At 57.5% G+C, this 20601-nt stretch carries 14 protein-coding genes; 2 read left to right on the forward strand and 12 right to left on the reverse strand.

Annotation, left to right across the window (positions count from 1 at the left end; translation table 11 throughout):
- Nucleotides 1-80: 80 nt before the first annotated feature.
- From PEH01S_RS13730 to PEH01S_RS13735, 3 genes are all read right to left on the reverse strand, one after another.
- A complete protein-coding gene (locus tag PEH01S_RS13730) occupies nt 81-2837 on the reverse strand; it encodes an adenylate/guanylate cyclase domain-containing protein (RefSeq protein ID WP_127486081.1) in 2757 nt (918 codons plus the stop codon).
- A gap of 81 nt (nt 2838-2918) precedes the next feature.
- On the reverse strand, nt 2919-3065 hold the full coding sequence (locus PEH01S_RS34590; RefSeq protein WP_164827829.1) for a hypothetical protein: 147 nt from the start codon (nt 3063-3065) through the stop codon (nt 2919-2921).
- Entirely contained in the window at nt 3062-4513 is a 1452-nt protein-coding gene (locus PEH01S_RS13735; RefSeq protein ID WP_127486083.1) for a TolC family protein, read from the reverse strand. The genes PEH01S_RS34590 and PEH01S_RS13735 overlap by 4 nt, the downstream gene beginning before the upstream one ends.
- 214 nt (nt 4514-4727) lie before the next feature.
- Here PEH01S_RS13735 and PEH01S_RS13740 point away from each other — a divergent pair, with 214 nt between their 5' ends.
- Both PEH01S_RS13740 and PEH01S_RS13745 read left to right on the forward strand, forming a co-directional pair.
- On the forward strand, nt 4728-5114 hold the full coding sequence (locus tag PEH01S_RS13740; protein ID WP_127486085.1) for a DUF4280 domain-containing protein: 387 nt from the start codon (nt 4728-4730) through the stop codon (nt 5112-5114).
- Between the two features lie 14 nt (nt 5115-5128).
- Nucleotides 5129-6676 (forward strand): MORN repeat-containing protein, encoded by a 1548-nt coding sequence (locus PEH01S_RS13745; protein ID WP_127486087.1) that lies wholly within the window; start codon nt 5129-5131, stop codon nt 6674-6676.
- Between the two features lie 76 nt (nt 6677-6752).
- Here the strand turns inward: PEH01S_RS13745 and PEH01S_RS13750 are convergent, their stop codons facing one another.
- The 9 genes from PEH01S_RS13750 to PEH01S_RS13790 form a co-directional block, all read right to left on the reverse strand.
- Entirely contained in the window at nt 6753-8099 is a 1347-nt protein-coding gene (locus PEH01S_RS13750) for a hypothetical protein (protein ID WP_127486089.1), read from the reverse strand.
- Between the two features lie 365 nt (nt 8100-8464).
- Nucleotides 8465-10159 carry a hypothetical protein gene (locus PEH01S_RS13755; RefSeq protein WP_025846059.1) on the reverse strand — a complete coding sequence of 565 codons (1695 nt, stop codon included), beginning with the start codon at nt 10157-10159 and terminating at the stop codon, nt 8465-8467.
- 28 nt (nt 10160-10187) lie between these two features.
- On the reverse strand, nt 10188-12269 hold the full coding sequence (locus PEH01S_RS13760) for a phage tail protein (protein ID WP_025846057.1): 2082 nt from the start codon (nt 12267-12269) through the stop codon (nt 10188-10190).
- Nucleotides 12270-12285: 16 nt separating this feature from the next.
- A complete protein-coding gene (locus PEH01S_RS13765; RefSeq protein WP_127486090.1) occupies nt 12286-14541 on the reverse strand; it encodes a putative baseplate assembly protein in 2256 nt (751 codons plus the stop codon).
- Nucleotides 14542-14561: 20 nt separating this feature from the next.
- Nucleotides 14562-17615 carry a putative baseplate assembly protein gene (locus PEH01S_RS13770; protein ID WP_127486092.1) on the reverse strand — a complete coding sequence of 1018 codons (3054 nt, stop codon included), beginning with the start codon at nt 17613-17615 and terminating at the stop codon, nt 14562-14564.
- 36 nt (nt 17616-17651) lie between these two features.
- Nucleotides 17652-18050 (reverse strand): GPW/gp25 family protein, encoded by a 399-nt coding sequence (locus tag PEH01S_RS13775; protein WP_025846052.1) that lies wholly within the window; start codon nt 18048-18050, stop codon nt 17652-17654.
- 21 nt (nt 18051-18071) lie between these two features.
- A complete protein-coding gene (locus PEH01S_RS13780; protein WP_127486094.1) occupies nt 18072-18803 on the reverse strand; it encodes a phage baseplate assembly protein V in 732 nt (243 codons plus the stop codon).
- A 1-nt stretch (nt 18804) separates the two neighbouring features.
- A complete protein-coding gene (locus tag PEH01S_RS13785) occupies nt 18805-19896 on the reverse strand; it encodes a phage late control D family protein (protein WP_127486096.1) in 1092 nt (363 codons plus the stop codon).
- A 47-nt stretch (nt 19897-19943) separates the two neighbouring features.
- Nucleotides 19944-20567 (reverse strand): CIS tube protein, encoded by a 624-nt coding sequence (locus tag PEH01S_RS13790; protein ID WP_127486098.1) that lies wholly within the window; start codon nt 20565-20567, stop codon nt 19944-19946.
- Nucleotides 20568-20601 lie beyond the last annotated feature (34 nt).

Below are 20601 nucleotides of genomic sequence, written 5' to 3' on the forward strand. Positions count from 1 at the left end.
AAAAAAAGAAACGGCCGGGCCCCTCTGCCCGCCGTCTCTTTGCCGCGTACCCAAACCGTGAACCGAATCCGCCCCTCCGATCAGCTCAGAATCAGCGTGCCGTCCCAATCCGCAGGCGCCCCGTTCTGGAAGTAGTCGTCGCACAGGTAAAAATACAGCCGTGCCGCTTGATCCCAACGGTTGCGCCTGATGATTTGCAGGAAAGCCTCGCGGGCATCGTAAAATCGTCCGTTCTGATACCATTCGACGGCCGCTTCAAAGGAGGACCGGGTCTCCTCCTTCAATTTCCGCGCCTCGGCCCGGTCTCCCTCATAAACATCGTAGAGCCGGATCGCGCGATCCTCGCCGTACGGAAGCACCCGACCGAGCGACCGGATGGAAAACTCCGCAGGATTCGCAAGCTGCTTGTAGAACGCCTCCGTGATCAGGACGGATACCCCGAGCTTGTCCGTTAAGGCTTCGAGCTGCTCAGTCCGGTTCACATGCTCGGAGATGACCCCTCCCTCCATCCGCTTCTCTTCCCCGATAACCCCCAGCATGACGGGACCGTGATGAATGGCGATTCCCATATCGATTGGCGCTTTGCCTGCGCTTGCCCGCCCGTCGTTATATTGCTCGAGCACCCTTCTCATCTCCGTCGCCGCTTTCAAGGCCCGATCGGCTTGCGACGGAAACAATGCCAGAAAGCCGGCGCCAAAATATTTGCTGACGAAGCCCTCCTGTTGGCGGACGACCGGACCGAATCGTTGCAAATAGGCGTTAATGAGGTTGAAATTTTGCTCCGGCGTCAGATCGCGTGAAAACCGGTAAAAGTCCCTCATATTCGAAACCAGAATGCACATTTCCTGCTGCACCTGATCGCCCAAGTGCACGTCCACAATGCTGTCTTTGCCGATAAACTTCAAAAACTGCTGCGGGACAAAGCGGTAGTAAGCCTCGCTGAAGCTGGTGATTTCAGCGATGTAATTTCGGATATGGAGCGCCATCATGTTGAAGCGGTCCCCCAAATCCGCAAGCTCGTCCCGCGAACGGATATCGACAGCCGCTTCCCATTTTCCGCCTGCGATTTCGTTGACGCTGGCGCGCAACCGGCGGATCGAGATCGAGATCGACAAGGCGATCGCGCTGAATAAGAGCAAAATAACGAGCGTGATCAGCCCCATATTGCGGATAATGACCAGCTTCAAGTCCTGATTATGCTCCTTGAGGCCGTTCGCGTCCTTGCCTGTTTCATAAACCCCGACCATCTTCCCGGAGGAGTTGTACACGGGGCTGAGCGCATATATCCAATACCCTCTGGAGTCGTCCGTCGAGCCGGTAACCGCCTTCCCCGTCTCGATGGCCTGCCGGTAATCCGGCGTCAGCTCCATCGGCCGGAACATCGGCACGCTGCTGTCATCATCCATGACGATAAACAGCTTCCCATTCTCCAGCTTGTATAAGGTCGTATACTGCCCTTCGCGTTTGCCGCCCAAGGAGCCGTACAGCGCCGATAGGCTGTCGTGAATCGTGCGGTAATCCCCGTTCATGTAATCCAGCGGGGAATTCAGCCTCTCCAATTCGTCGCCCTTTACAAAATAATTGCTTCCGGCGGCAACCAACAGGAAGTTATTCTCCACCTCATGCTCCAGCTTCTCCGACACTCGCTGGTAAACCACCTCCGACAGCCAGAGCATGGAAGCGATGACAATCGGCACAAAGGCGATCAGGAACTTGAGCATCAGCGGTACCTTCCGGTCCAGCATATGAACGTAAACGAACCGGTGCAGCCAAATGACCAGTGCCAGCTCCGCCAGGGCAAGAAACCAGAATAGGTAGCCGAGGGCCTTGTCTTGTGCCGTATAACCGAAGGATGAAAAAGATTGCGCGATCGTCCCGTCCCTGTCCCTCTTGACGAACTGGTTCTCGGTCACGGCAAACAGGCTGCCATGGGGCGATGCATATACATGCAGCAGCGTTCCCAGCTTGCCCCGACCGGCTCTGTCAAAAAGCGTCTGATTCAACAGCGATTCGACGACGTACGGCTCCTGCGGATCGAGCCGGCTAATATCGTTCAACTGCTCGTTGACAAACACGAGGCGCTGCTGCGGATCGACCCGCAAGGACAAGGCGATGTCGCGGCTCGTTCTGTCCATTCCAGGCAGCGGATAAACCAGACGGGATTCCCCATTCGGAAGAGCCTGGTATATCCGGTCCTTTTTGGTGGAGTAAAATCGCCCCTCCGGACTTACGCCCGCCACATCGGCCGGCAATTCGCCGTCCGGCAGCGCCGTGCGGAACACTTCCTCGCCGGTGCCGCCGCTCAGCGGCAATGCATGCAGAATGATCGAGCTGCCGTCCAAGATGTAGTAGTACAACCGGTTGTCCTGCACCGTCAACGATCGGATCTTCCCGACGCGGAGCATCGATTCGGAAGGGGTGTCGTAGCGGTATTCGGCCAGTGTGCGGATGCTGCTTCCGTCCGCATTGATTTTGACGATGTTCTCCCCGGTCACGTACAGGCCGTACGGATCGAGCCGCGTATTCAGCGCATAGACGTTGCCTTCGTCGTCGGCCGCCAAGCCGTTATATTGATTCATCCCGCCCGATCCATCCTTGCTTGCCGAGTGGGTGAACAATATACCGCCGTCCCTGTCCGTTTTGATAATCGAGCGCTTGGACTTGCCGATGAAATACAAGCGGTCCGCCGAATCTGCGGTCACCTTGAAGATGCCTTCAAACGCCAAGGAGCGGTCCCACGGAAGAAGAGCGACGCCTTGCTCCGCCGTGCGGTATAGTCCCCAGCCCGTCAAGCTAATGGCCGCGGCCAGCAGTAAAAGGAATATTTTCTTATTCATCCGCTATGCTTCTCCCCTATTCGTCGAAGCCGTCGATCGGCTCCGCTTTCTTCACGCCGTTCCATTGCTTCCGCAGCTTCGTCAGCGCACCCGAAGAACCGTCCCGTCCAGCCGAACTTTGCCGCCAATCGGCTTCATCTTCGTGAGCAGCGCAAAGGCGGTTGCGCCCAGCTCCTTCGGCACTTGGAGCGTCAGCTCGCCGGTGACGCCGTCGACCGTGTCTTTCACGGCCCATTGTACGCTGAAGGTACGTCCCCGCCCGGTTCGGACGGCTGCTCCTTGATCGGCTCCAGACCGTCGTCAATGGTTAGGTAAGGCAGCGGTCCCGGCTTCCAGGCCGAATCGAGCGCGCCCGCGGATACGACGTTCAGCGCCGACAAGGCGCTCATGTAAGCGTAGTACCCGGATATCGCCCCTTTTTGCGCTTCTTCCGAAGCCTGGCTCGCTTTCTCGAATTCGTCATCCTTGATCCAGCCGGCGGCGTGCTTTTTGCTTGCCGCCTCCAGCTCGGTTTTTCGCGTGTCCGCCAGCTTTAACGCCTGCACATAAGCTTCCTCGGCCGTCTTGGCGTCGAGGTACGACTTTTTCACATTGTTGATCAGCTTCTTGCGGGTATCCTGTTCTTTCAGCCGGGCTTTGTCCGCCTCCAGCATCGACACCGGAAGCGAATACGGCGATTCGTCGAAATAACGCAGCCCGCCATATTCCCCCTGCAGCAAAGCTTTAGGCACCGGCAGTATGATCGGAACGACAGGAACCGGGATCAAGAAAAGCCCCTCCCACTTCCGCTTAATCTCGCCGAGCAGGCTGTCGTAGTTTGCCATGAACGGCTCGTAAGCCATCGCCGGAGTAGAATACATCGCTTCGATCAGCCGCATGTCCTTCCCGCCGAATTCGGCGGAGTACAGCTTGCGCGTCAGATGGACTTTTTCCTCTGCCATTGTCCGGGTTTCCATATCTTTATACAGCTCGAAATCATGCTCCTCCGCATAAGCGACAAACTTCCACATTTGCTCCTGCGTGAGCACGACATAATCGGGCTTGGCCTCGACCGTAAACGCCGATGCCGGATCGATGCCCAGCTTCTCCCCGAGCTGCAGCTTGGCCGATTTGAGCGCCAGACGGGCGGCTTTCAGCTCGGATTGCGCGCGATCCACGGCTTCCTTCTGCTTATCCGCCTCGTCTTGTCCGGCGGCACCGAACTTCAGCTTCGTCTCCAGCGTGGCCAGCCGTCTTTGCGCCTGCGCCCATTTTTGCTCGAGCAGCGCTGCGTTATCCGCCGCTTGAAGCGTCGTGAAATACAGCTTCTCCACCTCCGAGCGCAGCTGCAGCTCCTTGCTCGCCAGCTCCCGTTTGGCCTCACCCAGCAGCTTGCGCGCTTCCGGAACCTTGAGGCCGATGTCCAAATCCTGGGCTAAGCTGTGCGGCTTCGCAATCAGGCTGCTGTCCTTTTCGCTCCGATTCGCTGCGGCGCCCTGCGCTTGCGCCAGCTCTATGGTCTTCGCTTGAATCTGAAGGCGGGATTGCGCAAGCTCCCCCGACTCCGCCGCTGCCAGCTTTAACGCCTCCTCAAGCGCAATCCGCCTCTCTTCCGCCAGCGCGCCCGAAGGCATCGAGCACTGTACGATCACTGCTGTTGCCGCAAGCACGACCGTTGCTTTTTGCAGCCTTCTCAAAAAATCCACTCCCGCCTATTCATTTCGACATTTTTCGATATGTTTCGCCATTCCTTTTTTTCCATGTCTCCATACTACTATAAATTCCCAATTCGACACATCCATTTTGTTCTAAAAATGTAGAACTTTCGTTGCCTGCTTGGGGTGAGTATAGTAGTATGAAGGTAACAAAACAAAGCCTGCGATGATAGAAAATAAAAAGGGGTGCGGCAAGATGGGACAACTTGTATGCGGAGGGGCGACGATCCGTTGCAGCTTCGGCAATGCGCCGGCTTCCCTCCAGGTATTGCCGGCAAACCGGGTCACAACCTCCATGCCGATCGCCAATATTATGGACAACAAGCCGATGGTCAACGTGCTTCCTTTCGGCATGTGCAGCTCTATGGCCAACCCGCAGGTCGCTGCGGCAACGGCGGCCAAGTTCGGCGTCATGACCCCCATGCCTTGCGTGCCCGCGACCGTCGCGCCATGGGCGCCAGGCTCTCCGACCGTTCTTATCGGCAACATGCCCGCCCTGAACAACAGCTCGAAGCTCGCCTGTTCCTGGGGCGGATTGATCGAGATTGCAGTTCCCGGCCAAACGACCATTCAAGTGCCGTAGAAGGAGCGACAGTAATGATTGAATCGATGATCAAGCCGTTTATCGCCCCGCTGCAGAAGAAATTAGCCGCTCCGCTGAAGCAAACGGCCGCTCTGCCGAAGCTGGCGGTCAAGAAGGCTGCCGAAGCCTGCAAAACGATTCTGAACGCCAAGGAGGTCACCAGGCAAAGCTACGTGCCGATCGGCAATTACTATGTGCAAAAGAAGCTGATCGTCATTGTCATGCTGGTCCTGCTGGCGCTCGTCTATTTCATCTGGATCAAGCCCCCCGCCTTCGTGAGCCGCATGTTCGGATTCGTACCCGCCTTCCATGAGCAGAGCGGAACTCCTCTCACCTATACGGGCAAAGCCAAAGTATTTGATCAAACCGGCTGGTTCAAATACGAAGGCGAGTTAAAGGACGGCGTCTTTCAAGGCCCCGGAAAGCTGTACGATCCCAAGGGGTGGCTGAAGCGGCAGGGGGATTTTGACAAAGGGCAGCTTGCCTCCGGCGAAGAGCTCGGTCCCGACGGCACGCTGCTTTACCGCGGAGGCTTTGCCGAAGGACTGTATGCGGGCACGGGCACCCTGTTCCACCCGAACGGCAAAATCCGCTACCAGGGCGAGTTTCAAGCGGGCATGCCCGCAGGCAAAGGCAAGGCGTTCGATGAGAACGGCAAGCTCGTCTACGAGGGAAGCTTCGCCGGCGGCCTCTACTCCGGAGACGGCACCGAATATGATTCCGGCGGCGCCGTGAAGTACCAGGGACAGTTTCTGGCAGGAAAATATAACGGCGCGGGCAAGCTGCTTGCCGAATCGGGCGCAGTGCTGTACGAAGGCGGATTCACCAACGGATTATACTCCGGAGAAGGCACGGAGTATTTTGGAACGGGCTCGGCCAAGTATAAAGGGGCATTTATGGCAGGCCGGTACAGCGGAACGGGACAGGCCTATTACGAAAACGGAAACCCGAAGTACAGCGGGGACTTTGTCGCCGGCGTATACAGCGGGAACGGAGAGGCCTTCTCCGAAGAGGGCCGGCCGGTTTATAAAGGAAGGTTCGCAAACGGACTGTACGATGGCTTGGGACAGCAGCTCGGCAAAGATGGAAAGCCGACCTATCTCGGTTTCTTTCGGCAGGGCCAGCCGGATTATACCGCTTTTCTGGGGATGACCGGAGCCAAAATCGAAGAGCTGCTCGGTAAGGCGCCGGAAACAACTGTCATCGACACGCCCGACGGAACGCCGGAGCTGCTTATGAGCTACCGCAATTACCGGATGGCGTTTACCGTGAAGTTATCGGAATCCGACCCGCAGACCACCTATATTGCGGCCGTGAAGCTGACCGATCCGGATACGATCGAAGCTCTTGCTGCGAGCTTTGACGAGCGTTACCGAAAGCTTGTCAAAGACGATCCGAAGCAGATGGTGCTGGCGAAAACAAGCCTCAGCGTATCGCCGGACGAGCGGAGAGACATCTATATCGCCGATTCGTATGTTTACCGGTTCCTTTACAGCCCCGCCCATACGCTGAAGGAGCTGGAGGTGTCCGGCGGCCAAAAAGCGGAGAAATCGAAGCATTAGCGTCGTTTTCCGCTCGGCCGCCGGCCTTCCCGATCGGCTGTCTTACTTTGCTCGAATTGCGTTCCCATAATCGCGTTCACCGTTTTCGTTTGCCAAGTGCCGAACGTATGTCGTCTTCTCGTTCATCGTCCGCCCATTCACTCAGCTCCATTTCATCCTCGTCCTTTAAAGAGCTCCTTTCTTCCTCGTCCATGAAAACGCTTGATTCTTCTTCCCCTTCCGCCACATCCATCGGCAATCCGTATTCTTCTTCCTCGATCCAGAACGGTTCCTCCTCTTCCAACGTATGACTCCGTTCGTCTCCGTCCATTTCATCCTCCGATTCGGACTCGTCCACATCCGATTCCGAATCGGTATCAATGTTGTAAGAGAACTTGGGAACGTAGTACGGATCTTTGTCCATCTTTTCTTTTTCCGACTTCGGAATACTGGCGTACGTTCTCGGGATGAGTTGGTTAACCGTGTCCGCATTCGCTTCAATATCGTATCCGTAAGTTGCCGCCTCGCTCAACCATCCCGGGCCGCTGTGCTCCGGAATATGAGGGCATTGGTCCATCCAGTCGTCGTTGCCGGCCTTGTACTCCCCGTAGTTGGCCATCATGCAGATTAAGCAAGGACGCTTCAAGCCCTTCACATGCCCCGCTCTAAACTTCTCGTCATCGTTCAAATATTTCTTGATCCGCCGCTCCGCATGGAGATCCACTTTCTTCCCGTTTGCTTTCTCCGCTTCCATCGCAACGATCGGCTTGGCGTTAAGGGCATCCGACAAATGGGCGTACTCCTCCGGCAGTTCATCCTGCAAGAGACGCGCTTTAATTTTTTCCAAATGCCGGATCACTCGTTCCTTCACTTCCGGGAGCATGCCGGGAAATTTTTCGGCTTCGGTTTCTTCGTATTCGTTCACAATGTTTTCCAACAATTCCTTCGTGCTTAGTCCGGTCTCATCCACCTCTTGCTTTTTGTTTTTCCTGACGAAATGTCTCTTATTCTGATTCTCGTTCGCAGCGAGATAAAACCGGTTATCGTCGAACAGGCCGGCTTGAACCTCTTGCGTCTTCCCTTTAAGCTTGAAGTAGAAGGCGGACGAAATCCAACGCAGCACTTGATCCGTCCGGTTGTTCTCATAGCTTTTGGGTGCTATCAAGGACTCCGTGTTATGGTTATACAAATCGTTGACGCCGACGTGCTCTTGATCCGATCCCGCTTTTTTCTCTGCCGCAGCTGCGAACTTTAAAGGAACCTTATGAATTTCCCCAGCCGCCAAGCTTACGTTCGAATTTTCCCATTTGGTGTCGGTTAATCCTTGATTCAATTTGGCTTTTACTTTCTTGAAAAAGGCCTTCTTCTGCTCCAAACGTCTTTTGGCCAATGCCGATTGCTGCTGCTTCCGTTCTTCTTTACTCAGCTTTTTGGATTTGATCACTTTCTTTTTCTTTTTTTCCGGTTCCGCATCGTCTTTTGTTTTTTTCCTTTTCGTTCCTCGTTTAGACGTATCAGACGCTTCCCCCTTCTTCCCCATAAGCTGCAAGACCGCTTGGTTCCCCACGCTCCTCTGGAGCTGTATCATCGCTTGCAGGGGCGAAAGTAAAGCCCCCGATCCCGCTCGGGTCCTTGCTTGGCCGGATTCCGACGCAGAATCGGCCGTTCTGTGCACAATCGTCGGACGAATGGGCATTGGAGGTTCCTCGCTTTCTGGCTTTTGGGCAATCATCCGCCGGACAGGGGCTTCCTCTGTGAAAACCCGGGATGCCTCACCGGGGCTTCGTCTCGATTTGTCGCACGCGCCGCTTATTTGCTGTCCGTACCGGCTGCCGCTTCGCGCTCGGAAAAGGATAGATCGGTTGCGGCCGCCTGTTGTGCCGTGTCCTTGCTGCTGCGCACCGCCCACCATCTCAACCGCAAACTGGAGCCTTCGGCCGGAGACAGCAGCTTCAGCCCGATCCGAAACGTTCCTCTCCGCGGGTAGACGACGGTCCCTACGGATACTTTAGGGAGGCCGATATCGTAATCGCTTCCCTGAAACACATCGGAAGCTCCGTAAAATACGCTCTCGTTCACATTCAGAAGATCAGGAATCATATCGTTATCGGCGACCTCCACGCCGACCGTAACCATAACCTGCCCCGGCCCAAGACCGTGGCTGATCTCGTCCGTATAATAGCTCCGCTCTTGCTTGCCGAACGAAATCATGCCGCTTTTGATGATCCCTCCGGCCAGAGGAAGGTCCACGACGCCGCTGCCGATGTCTTCTTGAGCGGACTTCTGCTGCGGCAGCCCTAACGTGAAGTCAAAATGGCCCTTGTCCGCCCGGTAGCCTACGGAGAACTGCGGCGGCTCGTCCGCTCCCAGCTGATGCACGGAGGCGCCGGCCGTAAACGCCGCCCTGTCGCTGCCGCCGCCCGGCAAGCTGCCGCCTGTTCTCCTTGCCAGGATGCCCAGCAGAGGGGAATTCGCGATCAGCTCGTTAAACGGCAGCGGCGTCACATGGTCGATGACGTAGCTCGGTCCCATCTGCAGCAGGCTGATTTTGGCCAGCACGACCTCCGGCTCCGCCGGCGAGCCCAGCGCCTCGTCCATCGATCGGGACGCATATGCCTCCCACAGCTTCTCTTCCACATCCTCGACAATTTCAATCGTCTGCGAACAGGCGGACTCCACCTGAATGCGCCGGTCGCCGATCGTGAGAACCGCCGTACCGGGCTTCGAGCCGAAGTCTCCTTTTTCCCCGGCGCGTCCGGCTGCCCTTACCGGCCACCGGGCGACGAAATCGTCAGATTTATTGTCCGATGGTACATCGACCCGGATTTTGCCGGCGGTTGCTGAACCGGAGCCCTCCACTAATGGAAAAAGCCCGCCGAGCGGTTCGTATTCAAAGGTAATCGGCGGCGTTTGCAGCGTTTTCTCGACCCGGAGCCGGGCTTCGAACGCCTCGCCCTCCGTCACATACCGGGGCACGGTTTGCAGCACCCGAACGTGCCCGTCATCGTACAGGACCGCGGTCCCCAGCGCGAACTCGTTCCACTCGAATTGCGCGGGCTCCGGCGCGTCCTCCCGGATGAACAAGCGGTACCCCTCCACCACCCGGTTATATTCGCTGATCTCATCCGGGCGGGCCGAGCTGTTCGCCACCGCATGCACGGGCTCTTTGCCCTTCTCGTCATAAGCGATGCACAGGTAGACGTTTTTGGCGTAATCGTTATTGTTGAAGCCCTCCATCATCGAGAGCTTGAGCGTTACCGGCGAAGAGACGGTAATTTCCCGTCCGAGGCCGTCCAGCGCGAGCCCGGACTGCACCGATACCGACTTGTCGTCCACCGCGACCACCTGCAGGCCCGCCACCACACCGCTTCCGAACAGCAGCCGGTTGAGCAGACGCCGCTTGTCGTTGAAATATTTTTGTTCGGATTCGAAATCTCGGACCGTCAGCAGCTTGCCGTAAAAGTACCGGTTGCGTTCAAACGGAAAAAACCTGGACTTTTTCATGCTCCGCTTCCTCTTTCATCATTTAATGTTATTCAAGCTCCGAATCGAGACCGAGTCTCGTATGAATGTCCATGCGGTTGTCGCGCTCCACATCGATCAGCACCGTATGGTAGGGCAGGGTGGCGCGATGGTCCAGCTTCAGCCAAGACGGCTCGGCCAAAGTCGTATTGATGCCGAGATACGTATGCATATCCATATTCATCCACGGCTGCAGCACAACCAGCTTAGCCTCCGTGAAGGCCGGCTTCTGGGCGTCCAGCAGTTGCTGCAGCACATATTTTTGTTTATCCGATGCGGCATGCTCCGGTTTCACCAGCACGCAGAATGTGTAGGGATCGTCGCTGTACAGCCGGCTTGCGGTTTCGCGGAACTCGGCATTTTCCAGCAAGTGCCGGATTTGAAAATGCTCGATAATCATCGGCGCCTCGCCCGTGTAAATCTCCACCATCCGCGATATGGCCGCCCGGGTCCCCCGGAACCGGTATAAGTCGGGGGCTTCGCGCATCCATAATCGCAGCTGCTGCTCCGTCCAGTGCTCATCCGGCGAAAGGCCCAGCCACGAGGCAAGCCAACGCAGGTAAGGGCCGTCGGTCGCGTCCGGGTCGAAATAGCGCGCGATTCCGGCGATCGTCTCGTCCATATCCTCCATGAAGGTCGCAAACAGCGATAAATATCGTTCCAGAAAGCTCCGGCTCTTCTCGTCCTCCTGGTACACGGCCGGCAGATACGATAAATAGGACATGCGCGGATCGTAAATGCGAAGCCTGCGAAGCAGCGGGGAGGCCGTTTCGCTGCCGACCCACTCCAGCTTTAACCATAAGTACCGCCCCTTCGCCGACACCAGCAGCGCATCCTGCGGATTCGTCAGCGTATGCGTCCACAGCGGTTTCAAAGTTTGCAGCTTCTCCTCGGCCGGGATGTCGGGATCGGAGATATATTGATCCAGATCGAGCACGCGTCCGCCGAGCGCCACCGTTTTACGGTCGGATGCGAACCAGGACAGACGCAGCTGCAGCCCCTCTTCCACGTCTGCCTCCAGCACCGCTTTGTGCCACTCGTTCTCGCTGCGGGTGCTGTCCAGAGAGCAGGAGATCCATGTTCCTTCGTAGCGGCCATTCCCGCAGGAATTCGTGCGGGGCAGCAACTGCAGCACGGTGACGGTCGCTTCGGCGCGGTTCCAGGCATAGAGCTGTCCACTCGCATTCGTCAGCAGCTTGTCGGACCGGCCGTGGTACGAGGCCATCGGCCGGACGGTGCATTGTTCTCCGGACATTTCGGCCAGGAGCAGGGTATGCCGGTTATCGCCGGCCGCTTCGCCCGAGGCGTCCCCGATAAACAAACTTCCCCGTCCGTCAAGCGCGATGCCCGAAGGCGTTGGCTGCCGGACGGCTTCGCTAAACCACTCCGGCTCGCTGCCGTCCGGCAGGCGAAGCAGCCGCCCTGTCCCGGTATCCAGCAGCCAGGCGGTCCCGTCCTCCGTTCCCGCCAGTTGAAACCGGCCCTGCAGCGCTGCAAGCGGCGCTTCCATTCCTTCAGGCAGCACCCGGGCCGAATCGATCTCCGTTTCCGCCAGCAGCTGACCTGAGGAACCGAGCCTCAGCAAGACGATTCTGCTGTCATCCGCCATGGCGAGCACCAGAAAACACCCGCCCGCCTGAGTTGCGCTCAAGGGATATAGCCTTTCTCCACGGTAATCACCGTAGCTCCATACCGCCTGACTGTTGGCGGCATGAAAGGCAATAAGCGGCGTATCGGCATAGGGATCTGCGGCCAGCACCGTATCTCCTGCGGCCGCCAAATAAGCGGAGGAGGTGAATATGCCGTGCCCTTCGCGCAGCAGCGGCTCCAGATGACGGTTATCCGGATCGTAAAGCCACAAGGCGGCGGACTCATCCAGCAAATAGATGCGGTCCTGCCGGCCGGGAGCCAAATCCGCAATCGCTCCGGGTCCCTCGACTTCCCATTCCGACAGTGAAATTTTCGCCGCAATGCCGTACTGCTCCGTTTGCTTGAGTGCCAATCCGGCGGAATCGATGCTGACGTTGCAGGTCATTCCCCGTTTCCAGTCCGACGGCTTGTTCAGCGAGAAAAAACGGAAAGGTCCCATCATGCGCCCGCCCCTTTCGTTACAGCTCGGTCAAGCTGATCAGTTCAATATCATGCTCTCCGGAATACACGAGCCCATGCGGCGGGATTTGAATATCGCCGTCGGCATCTTTGTGAAATCCTTTGCCTTCGGCCGAAATCCATAAGTCCTGAATGTAGCTGACTCCTGGAATCCGATTGATGACGCCGTAAATGTCTCCCTTGTACACGGTCCGCCCGAAAGCCCAGCCGCTCGTTCCGTCCTTGTTGTCGAAAGGCTGCAGCAATCGGGTTAGCTCCCGGATGACGATGTTTGTTTCGTCCTTGAACGAAGCCTCTACCACAATAACGGCATGCACGCTAATCCCGATATATTCCGGCGGCAAAATTTGAATATCCGTCGTTATCATCCGGTGCTTGTCCAGATGCCGTCTCACGGTTTCCATAAAGCCGCGGCTCGGCAACGGCTTCGGCGATTCGCTGTAGGGCACCACCACGACGGAAAGGGCCGCCGGCGCCCGATCCGCAGGATACTGCTTCAGCCCTTTGCGGAATAAAGGCAGCGCCCGCGCTCTGGCTACGCGAAGGCCCGGCGTATGCAGCACGATCCGCTCCACGTCCTCCGCCGTTACGGCCGTTGCGGGCTGCTGGAGCTCCCTTCTCGCTCTCAGCTTGGCCTCCTCCAGCGTTTCCGGAGCGCAGCCGCCGGAAGCGACCGTCCGGTTCACGGGACGCACAAGCTCCACCTCCGGCCACGGCTCGGCCAGACGTTGCATCAAAGCGGCGTTAATATTCCCGGATACGCCTTCGGTCGAACGAAGTGAAATCACGACGATGTTCGGCTCGTCGGATGGCGGAGGCGCCATTCCTTTCTCGTTGTTGCCGAAGAGGACGGTCCCGTTCAGCGGATCGAGAAGAAAATGCCGGTCGGCCGGACCGGACCGGTCAAAATCGTCGACCCGGTGCCAGTCATACCACAGCCAATCGCCGGATACAGGGTCTTTTTCCCCGATTTGAAGCCGGAATGCTTCGGCAACGACGGAAGCGCAAGGAAGCTCGAAGCGCTGATGGGGCAGCCCGTTTCCGGCGCCGAGCCTCCGCTGATCGCGAAACCGTCCGGAATGGCAAATGACCCTTACCCGTGCAAGGCCGTCCGGCGGTATCTGTCCGTCCGCACCAGCCCCGAAAGCGATCCGAACCGTCTTGCTCTCGCGGTTGCGGCTTAAAGCGTAAGCTTTCCTTTGCTCCCCAGGGACAAGAGGCGGCAGCTCGCCAGCCTCGCTCCATTCCTCCCAGACCCCTTGGTCCTCCGTACGCACTTGAATCCGCAACGCGCCAAAGAAAGCCAAATAATGACTGATTTCCAGCGATTGTCCTTGTCCACTCGATCCGTCCCAGTCGAACTCCTCCATCAGACTCCAGGTGTCGTACTGGAAGGCGGTCACCGCATTGAACGCCACATGCTCGATCTTGGGCGGAAGCTCGAAGCCCGGTTCGACGACCTCGCAGCAGATCCAATACCGCTCCCGGTCCGACGCCGGTCCGACGATACTCGGCTGCATAGGCCGCTCCAGCCGGAACAACAGCTTGCCGCTTTGCGACAAATGGTTCGTCTCGTCCCGCCGCAAAACGATCGGCTGCCAGTCCGCCGGAAGTCCCTCTCCGCTGTCGCCGAACATCCGCCACGCCAGCCTGGCCGAAGGAATGCGTTCCCTTTCGGTGTCCTGCACCGGAACGATTGGATAATTCTCGTATAACCGGATCGACAGGGTAAGCAGCCGATTCGTCGGCAGCGGTTCGGCGAATCCGATGTACAATCGGCAGCCCGCTTCCGCTTTGGCCCCGAATGCCGGAAACGATACGTTGCGCCCTTCGTTGGAAGCGGTATAGTCGAAATAACCGGAGTCGGTGGAGACCATCAGCTTGTCCGGGATGGCAGGAACGAGCAGGAGCGGCTCCGCCGTCTCGAAGATCAGCCCGCCCGCTAACAGCTTGGTTCCTCGGGGAAGCTTGGATTGTACGGCGACGCCTTCGAATTGAACTTCGACCGAAGCCGGTACGGCTCCCTTGGGCTTCACGCCAAGCAGCTTGAGAAATTTCAGCTCGTTGGCTTCGGTAACCCGGTTTAAGTAATACTGCTGCATCTCGATAAGCCAAGTCAGCATTTCGAGCATCGTCATGCCCGGATCATGCGCGTTCTCGTCGGTCCATGCCGGATAAAGCGCAGGGATTTGCTTCCGGGCCGCCTCCACCATGTGCTCGTACAGGCGGTCATCCAAATTCGGCAGCTTGAGCACGCTTGCTTACCTCCCTCCCTTTAAACGATCTCGATAGCCAGCTTATGGATGCCTTCGGTAATGAGTCCGTGCGGAACCAGGGACATGTTCTCGGGCGGCAGCTCCGTGCGCTCTCCGTCCTCCAGCTTCGTTACCGTCATCGTCAGACGGTCGACATGATGGATCGACCCGATGGACTTCAGCAGCGCATAGAACATGGACAGGTGCAGCGGCTTGCCGATTTCCCATCCGTTTCCGTTCAAGCCTCCGTACAGCGGATGCAGGAACCGGCTGATTTTGCCAAGCGCCTGACTTTCAACCGCAGCCGCTTCCTCTATGCTTTTCACGGCCAACACCGCTTGCGCGCCGATCTCCAGCCAGGCAGGCCCGATCACTTGAATGCTGCCCGGGAAAGCCGTCGGATAAGCTGCCCGCTCCCGGAGATAGCGCTCGACCCGCTTTTTCAGCTCGACAAAAGGCGGGCCTTCCGCAAAGCCTGTTTTCGGCAGGACGACCAGCGTGACGCAGCCCCTTTCTTTCTCCATGCGGACGTTGCGGCCGGGCAGGCATTTCACCTTGCCGATGCCCGGATAAGCTTCCCGCACGAGCCATTCATAATCCTCCGCGGTCACCGCGCGCCCCCGGTGCTTGACCAGCTGCGGCCCGCGTTTCAGCGCCTCCTGCAGCGATTCGGGCTCGCAGCCGCCGGAAGCGGGCTCGTGGTTCACGACGCTCTGGATGAAGGCAATGGACGTTTGCAGCTGGTTGATCGCCAGCCGGTCCAAATTTCCCCGTGCTCCTCCGCCGGTCTTGTAGTTCACCTTGATCCGTTCGATATCCGAGTTGGGAAGACGCTTGCCGTGAACCCCGTCCCCGAAATAGATCCGGCCGGTCGAACGGTCAATCCGGTAGTGACGGTCGGCCGGACCCGAATTGAGGAAATTCGCCACCGGCTCGTAGCGGATCCAGCACTTCAGCACTTGGCCTTCCGAATCCCGCACGATGTCCGCCCATTCTTCGGCAGGCCCCAGCCCGGCCAGCTCTTCCTCGGTCAAATGCCCGGTTTCGTCCACCCACACTTCCTCCGAAATGACCGGTGTGCGGGCCAGGACGACGGCGGGCGTCTCATCGGGGAATTCGCCGGCGGCCGACGCCTGCGGCGTTTCCTGCTTGACCGTCTCCTGTTGGGTCGCCGCCACAGTGTTCAAATGGACCCCCCGGACTTGCGGACAGGGGCTCGGCGGGCCGTCCGAATCGAACCTTGCGTCCTTATTCACCGCGCGAATCCAGTACCGGTCCCGACCCCACATCCGAAGCTCCGCCAAGTCGGACGGCGAATAAAAAAGAACCGTCCCGCTTTGCGTAAACCCGTTCGTGCCATCCGTCGTTTTCAACGGACGCCAGCTTCCCGCGCCCGTCCCATATTCCCACTCGATAAGCGGGATGTCGCCGGACGCCGCTTTTTGCGTTAATACGGAAAAATATAGACTGATCGGCCCGCGGACGGGAGCCCGGTCAAATCCGAAATAAACGGCCGGCTTGCCGCCTTCCGGCAGCCGGAAAGGAGCAAAGGGACGGCCGGTGCCCCCGGTTAGAGCAGAGAAGTCCCGGCTCTCCGCGTTGTTGCGGGTCCAGCACGCTTCAGGAGGGTAGAGCGGCTCGTCGTAAGCGTATTTCAGCCGGACCTGCTCGATCCAGGGCGACAAATAAACCGCGTTGGCCGAATACAAATGCTCGATATGCAAAATCCGCGCGCGAATCCAGTAGTTCCATTCCGAATTGACGAACGTCTGCTCCAGGTCGGCCGGACAACCAAAGGCAAACTCCGCGCGGCCCTCCACAGGGTGATAAAACAGCGTTTCCGCCGCTGCCGGAACAGGCAGCCTCACCCAGGCCGAACCGTTCCAATATTCCCAAACGACGCGGGTGATCGAAACCGGATCGGGGATATCGATCTTGTCCATGTCTTTCTTCTTCATGATCGGCTTCCAGTCGATGTGCGGCGGCTTCTCCGGGATCAGCCGGTGCTCTCTGCGCGATAAACGGAAGCTGACCGTTATTTTGCCGCCCCGCTTGCTGAGCGGTTCCGCGCAAGCGGCATAAAACGTCCCGAACGGCGCGAACAAATCCCCGAACGGGTAACCGCCTCCCGAATCGATTTGGATATCGCCGAAATACATCCGCTCCGGCTCGATCCCGCCGTTGCCGTGCAGGTCCGCATAATCCGCCTTGAGTCGCAGTCCGTCCAGCTCCAGCTCCGCCAGATCGGGGGTGCCCGCAGCTCTGCCGAGCGAACGAGCCTTGCACCGCAGCCATCTTCCGGCGCCTTCCTCCAGCTCCGTTTCTTCCCAAGGGGCAAGCGAACGTTTGGTCAAAATCAAGCGGTTTCCCCGGCTTTCCACCTCGTCGAACGGAACCCAGGCCCCGCCCGAGGTATAGCTCCACGTCACCGCCCTGCTGTCCGCCAAACGTTCCGATAAGGCGGCCTCCATGAACCGCTTCAGCGAATGCGTCAGCTCCAGCTCGATTCTTGCCTCGTGCCGCAGCCGGAACAAGTGGTCGTGCTTCAGAAGCAGACTGTGCTCCTGCACGTCGCCCTCCGCCTCGAACCGGAACAGCGCCGCCGGCTGTTCCTCTCCCGAGGGAATGTCAAGCCGAACGATCCGGTCGTGGCGGACGCTCACATTGTACACGTCCGTTAGACGGGCGGGCGTCACCATGACGGGATGCGCCGTTTCGAAGATGACCGGCTCCCCGCCCTCCGGAGACGTGCCGGCCACCTTCGTTCCTTTTGGCACCGGAACGGTCTCCTGCGCTCCCTCGCTTAAATAAAAGGTAAGGTAGCCCTTGGCCGGAAGGGAGGACTGCTGGGACACATCCAGCATATTGAGGAAAGCGACGAAATTTTTATGCGGGACTTGGTTGAGCCTGGAGATATTGTCCCCCAGCATCCTCGCGAACAGCAGAAACAACGCCGTTCCCGGATCGGGGTCCTCCGGCGTGAATCTCCATTCAGGCGTATAGAAGGGCGTCATCTCCTGCATTTGTCGAATCAGCGCCGGGACATCCCGGGCATCGATCGGAGGAACCCGCATCCGTGAACCGCCTCCTTTCCCAGCCTATTCGGCTGCTCATTTCGTGCCTTCATGAATGTAGAACGGATACACCTGATTAAATAGGTTGTTCGTCGACCGGACCTCGTACCGGATACGGATCATCACTTTACCGGGATCGTCCGTATCCGGCTCCGCCCGGACCTCGACCTCGTGCACCCGGGGCTCCCAGACGCGGATCGCTTCCGCGATCTCCGACTCCAACAGATGCATCGTCGTCTCGTCCGTCGATCCGAACAGAAAGCGCGCCACGCCGCAGCCGAAATCCGGCCTCATCACACGCTCCCCTTTGCCGGTCCATACAATAATGCGAATCGCTTCCGCGATGTCCTCTTCATATTCGGACATTTTGACCCGGCCGGTCACCTCGTCCACTTCGACGGGGAACTTCCATCCTCTGCCCAAAAACGACTTCACCCGTGCGCCTCCCTTGGCCGATTAGTTGATTTTGACCAGGCTGCCCTTAATGTTCACGACCCCGTCCGATTTGATATCGACGGAGGCGCTGCCTTTCAGCGCCAGACTCGCGGAAGCCTCGATGTTGACCTGGGTCGATTTGACGGTAATTTGCTTGCTGCTCTCAATCTGGATATCGCCCTTGGCGCTCATCGTAATGACTGAAGTGCCCGACGTGATTTTAATTTCGTTCGCGGACCCGCCTTGAACGACAATGGAATGGTTTCCGCTGGAATCGGCGATTTTGACCGAGCTTTCCTTATCCAGCAGCTCGACGATCTGGCCTTTTTGGGTCTTGACCGTGATCTTGCCTTCCGTGTCATTGTCGTCAAAAATCAGCTCATGGCCCGCCCGCGACTTGAATTTGCGCACGTCGTTCTTGTCGTTCTTCCCCTCGGGAGAAGGGTCCTTCTTATTCCAAAGCGTGCCGATCACATAAGGCTGCCGGGCCTCCCCGAGATGAAAGGCGACCAGCACCTCGTCCCCTACCTCCGGAATGAACAGCGTTCCGCGGTCTTTCCCGGCCATCAGCGTGGCGATCCGGGTCCAATCGGTTTCCGTCTCCCCTTCGCGCAGCGGGAGCTTCAGCTTGACCCTGGCCAGGTTTTCCGGGTCCTTGTTGTCCGTCACGACAGCCACCATCACGCCGTTGATCTTCGGCGTCAGCGATTCCAACGCCTCGTTCGGATTGAATGAGAAAGGAAACTCGTTCATGTCAGCCCACCGCATTTCCTTGAACTTTAAATGAGGTCATATACCCGGATGCGTCGATCCGGTGCGTAGAGGAGGTAATATAATACGGTTGATTGAGTACCCGGCCTAATCCCTCCAGCCGAATATACCGGCCCGCGCAAATTTCAGGCAGGCCGATGCATTCGCCATGTCCGGAAACCAGCTTCATGGCCCGCTCGTTCATAACCGCCTCCGCCTTGGCCTTCGCCTCTTCCACGGAATCGACATTCGCGCCAATATTTTCCTCGAACTCGCCGTGCGTTTTCAACAAATCTTTGCCCGTCTTGGAGCCGGAGCCAAGCTTGGCGATCTCGCTAGCCGAAGCGACGATCGGCTTCTGCTGCTTATCGTCCCAACCGCGCACCGTCACTTTGGTAATCTGGTCGGCGAGGTTCATATCGGTGGAGAAGCTGCGCAAGTTTTGGCCGTAGCTCAAGGTCAGCGCGCTGGAAGTACCCGTAAGCGGCTTGCGGAAATACATCGTTTTACCCACGAGAAAAAAGTCGTAATTGCACATCAGCGCCATATATTTAAGAAATTTAAAGTCGCTCATTCCTTTTTGGTCGATCGTGCCGATTACGGTTTGGGTATCGTCGACGATCACTTTGGGCACATATTTTTGACCGATCTCTTTGGCGACGTCGCTGTACTTTTTGTCCATCCAATAGCCGGCCTTTGAGCCTTTCATCATCAGCGTTGACTTGTCCATTCCCTTCACCCGGAGGGTAGGATGACCCTGTGCCGGATAATCGGCGGTAACGGAAGTGATGATCCCGTAAAATACCGTTTTCAGCTTGTCCGTGTACCCCATCTTCACTTCCAGCGTTTTACCCAGAACAAAGTATTGGGCCAGCCATTTGAAATCCCGTTTGACGATATCGTAGGCATTTTTCACGGAAAAATCGACGTAGTTCGCTTTAGGTTCAACGCTTGTCGTTACGGTAATGGAGGGAATGGCCATGCTTTCGGTGACAATATTGGAGCCGTCGATATAAATCTCGTAGGCGGGTGCGTAGAAATTCCGGTATTTGCTTTCCAGCTCGTCAAACGTATACGTTTTCGTTTCCAGCACCATGGCCATTCCCCTTTCTTTCGTATGTATCGGCAGGACGATGGAAGCGGCTATTCCAGCCTTGGAACGACCAGTCTGCGCCCGGCTTCGATATGCCTGGGGTTGTCGATCTTGTTCGCCCTGGCAATTTCGCGCCATAGTCCGGGATTTTCGTATTCATGGGCGGCAATCATCCACAGCTGGTCGCCTTGGTTGAACAGCTTCTGCTTCGTACGGTCGGCGGACTGGCGGGGAATATGCTGGAACTGCTCTTTCATGCTCATGACGGCCTTAAAGGTCACACGAAGCGTAGCTCGCACCGGTATTCCGGAATCGAGAAACATCGTAAACTTTTGCGAAACTTTTTCGGCGATGCCTTTAAAATTCAAGGACCCCCATACAAAACGGCAGGGCGGCGGCGCGTGCAAATCTTTATCCACGTCGAGAAGCTTAACCACCTTCGAGGTGTGGGCGCGGACATCCGTGCCCTGCTCGTAGCTGTCAAAGAACAAGTCCATCGACAACGCAGTCGCTTCCCCGCTCACAAACTGGGCAATGGGCGCGTTTAAGCCGGGAATCATTTGCCAGGCAAACTTGTTGGACGATTCCACCTGGTATTCCTTCGGATTAAACAGCACCTCGATCTCCTGCCGGCTGCTGCCTTCCACAATAATTTTGGCTTTCGTTAAGGCCATGCCGTCTCATCCTTTGCAAGTCCGGGAATCGCGG

The organism is Paenibacillus ehimensis NBRC 15659 (genome assembly GCF_004000785.1).
In the GTDB taxonomy this organism is placed as follows: domain Bacteria; phylum Bacillota; class Bacilli; order Paenibacillales; family NBRC-103111; genus Paenibacillus_G; species Paenibacillus_G ehimensis.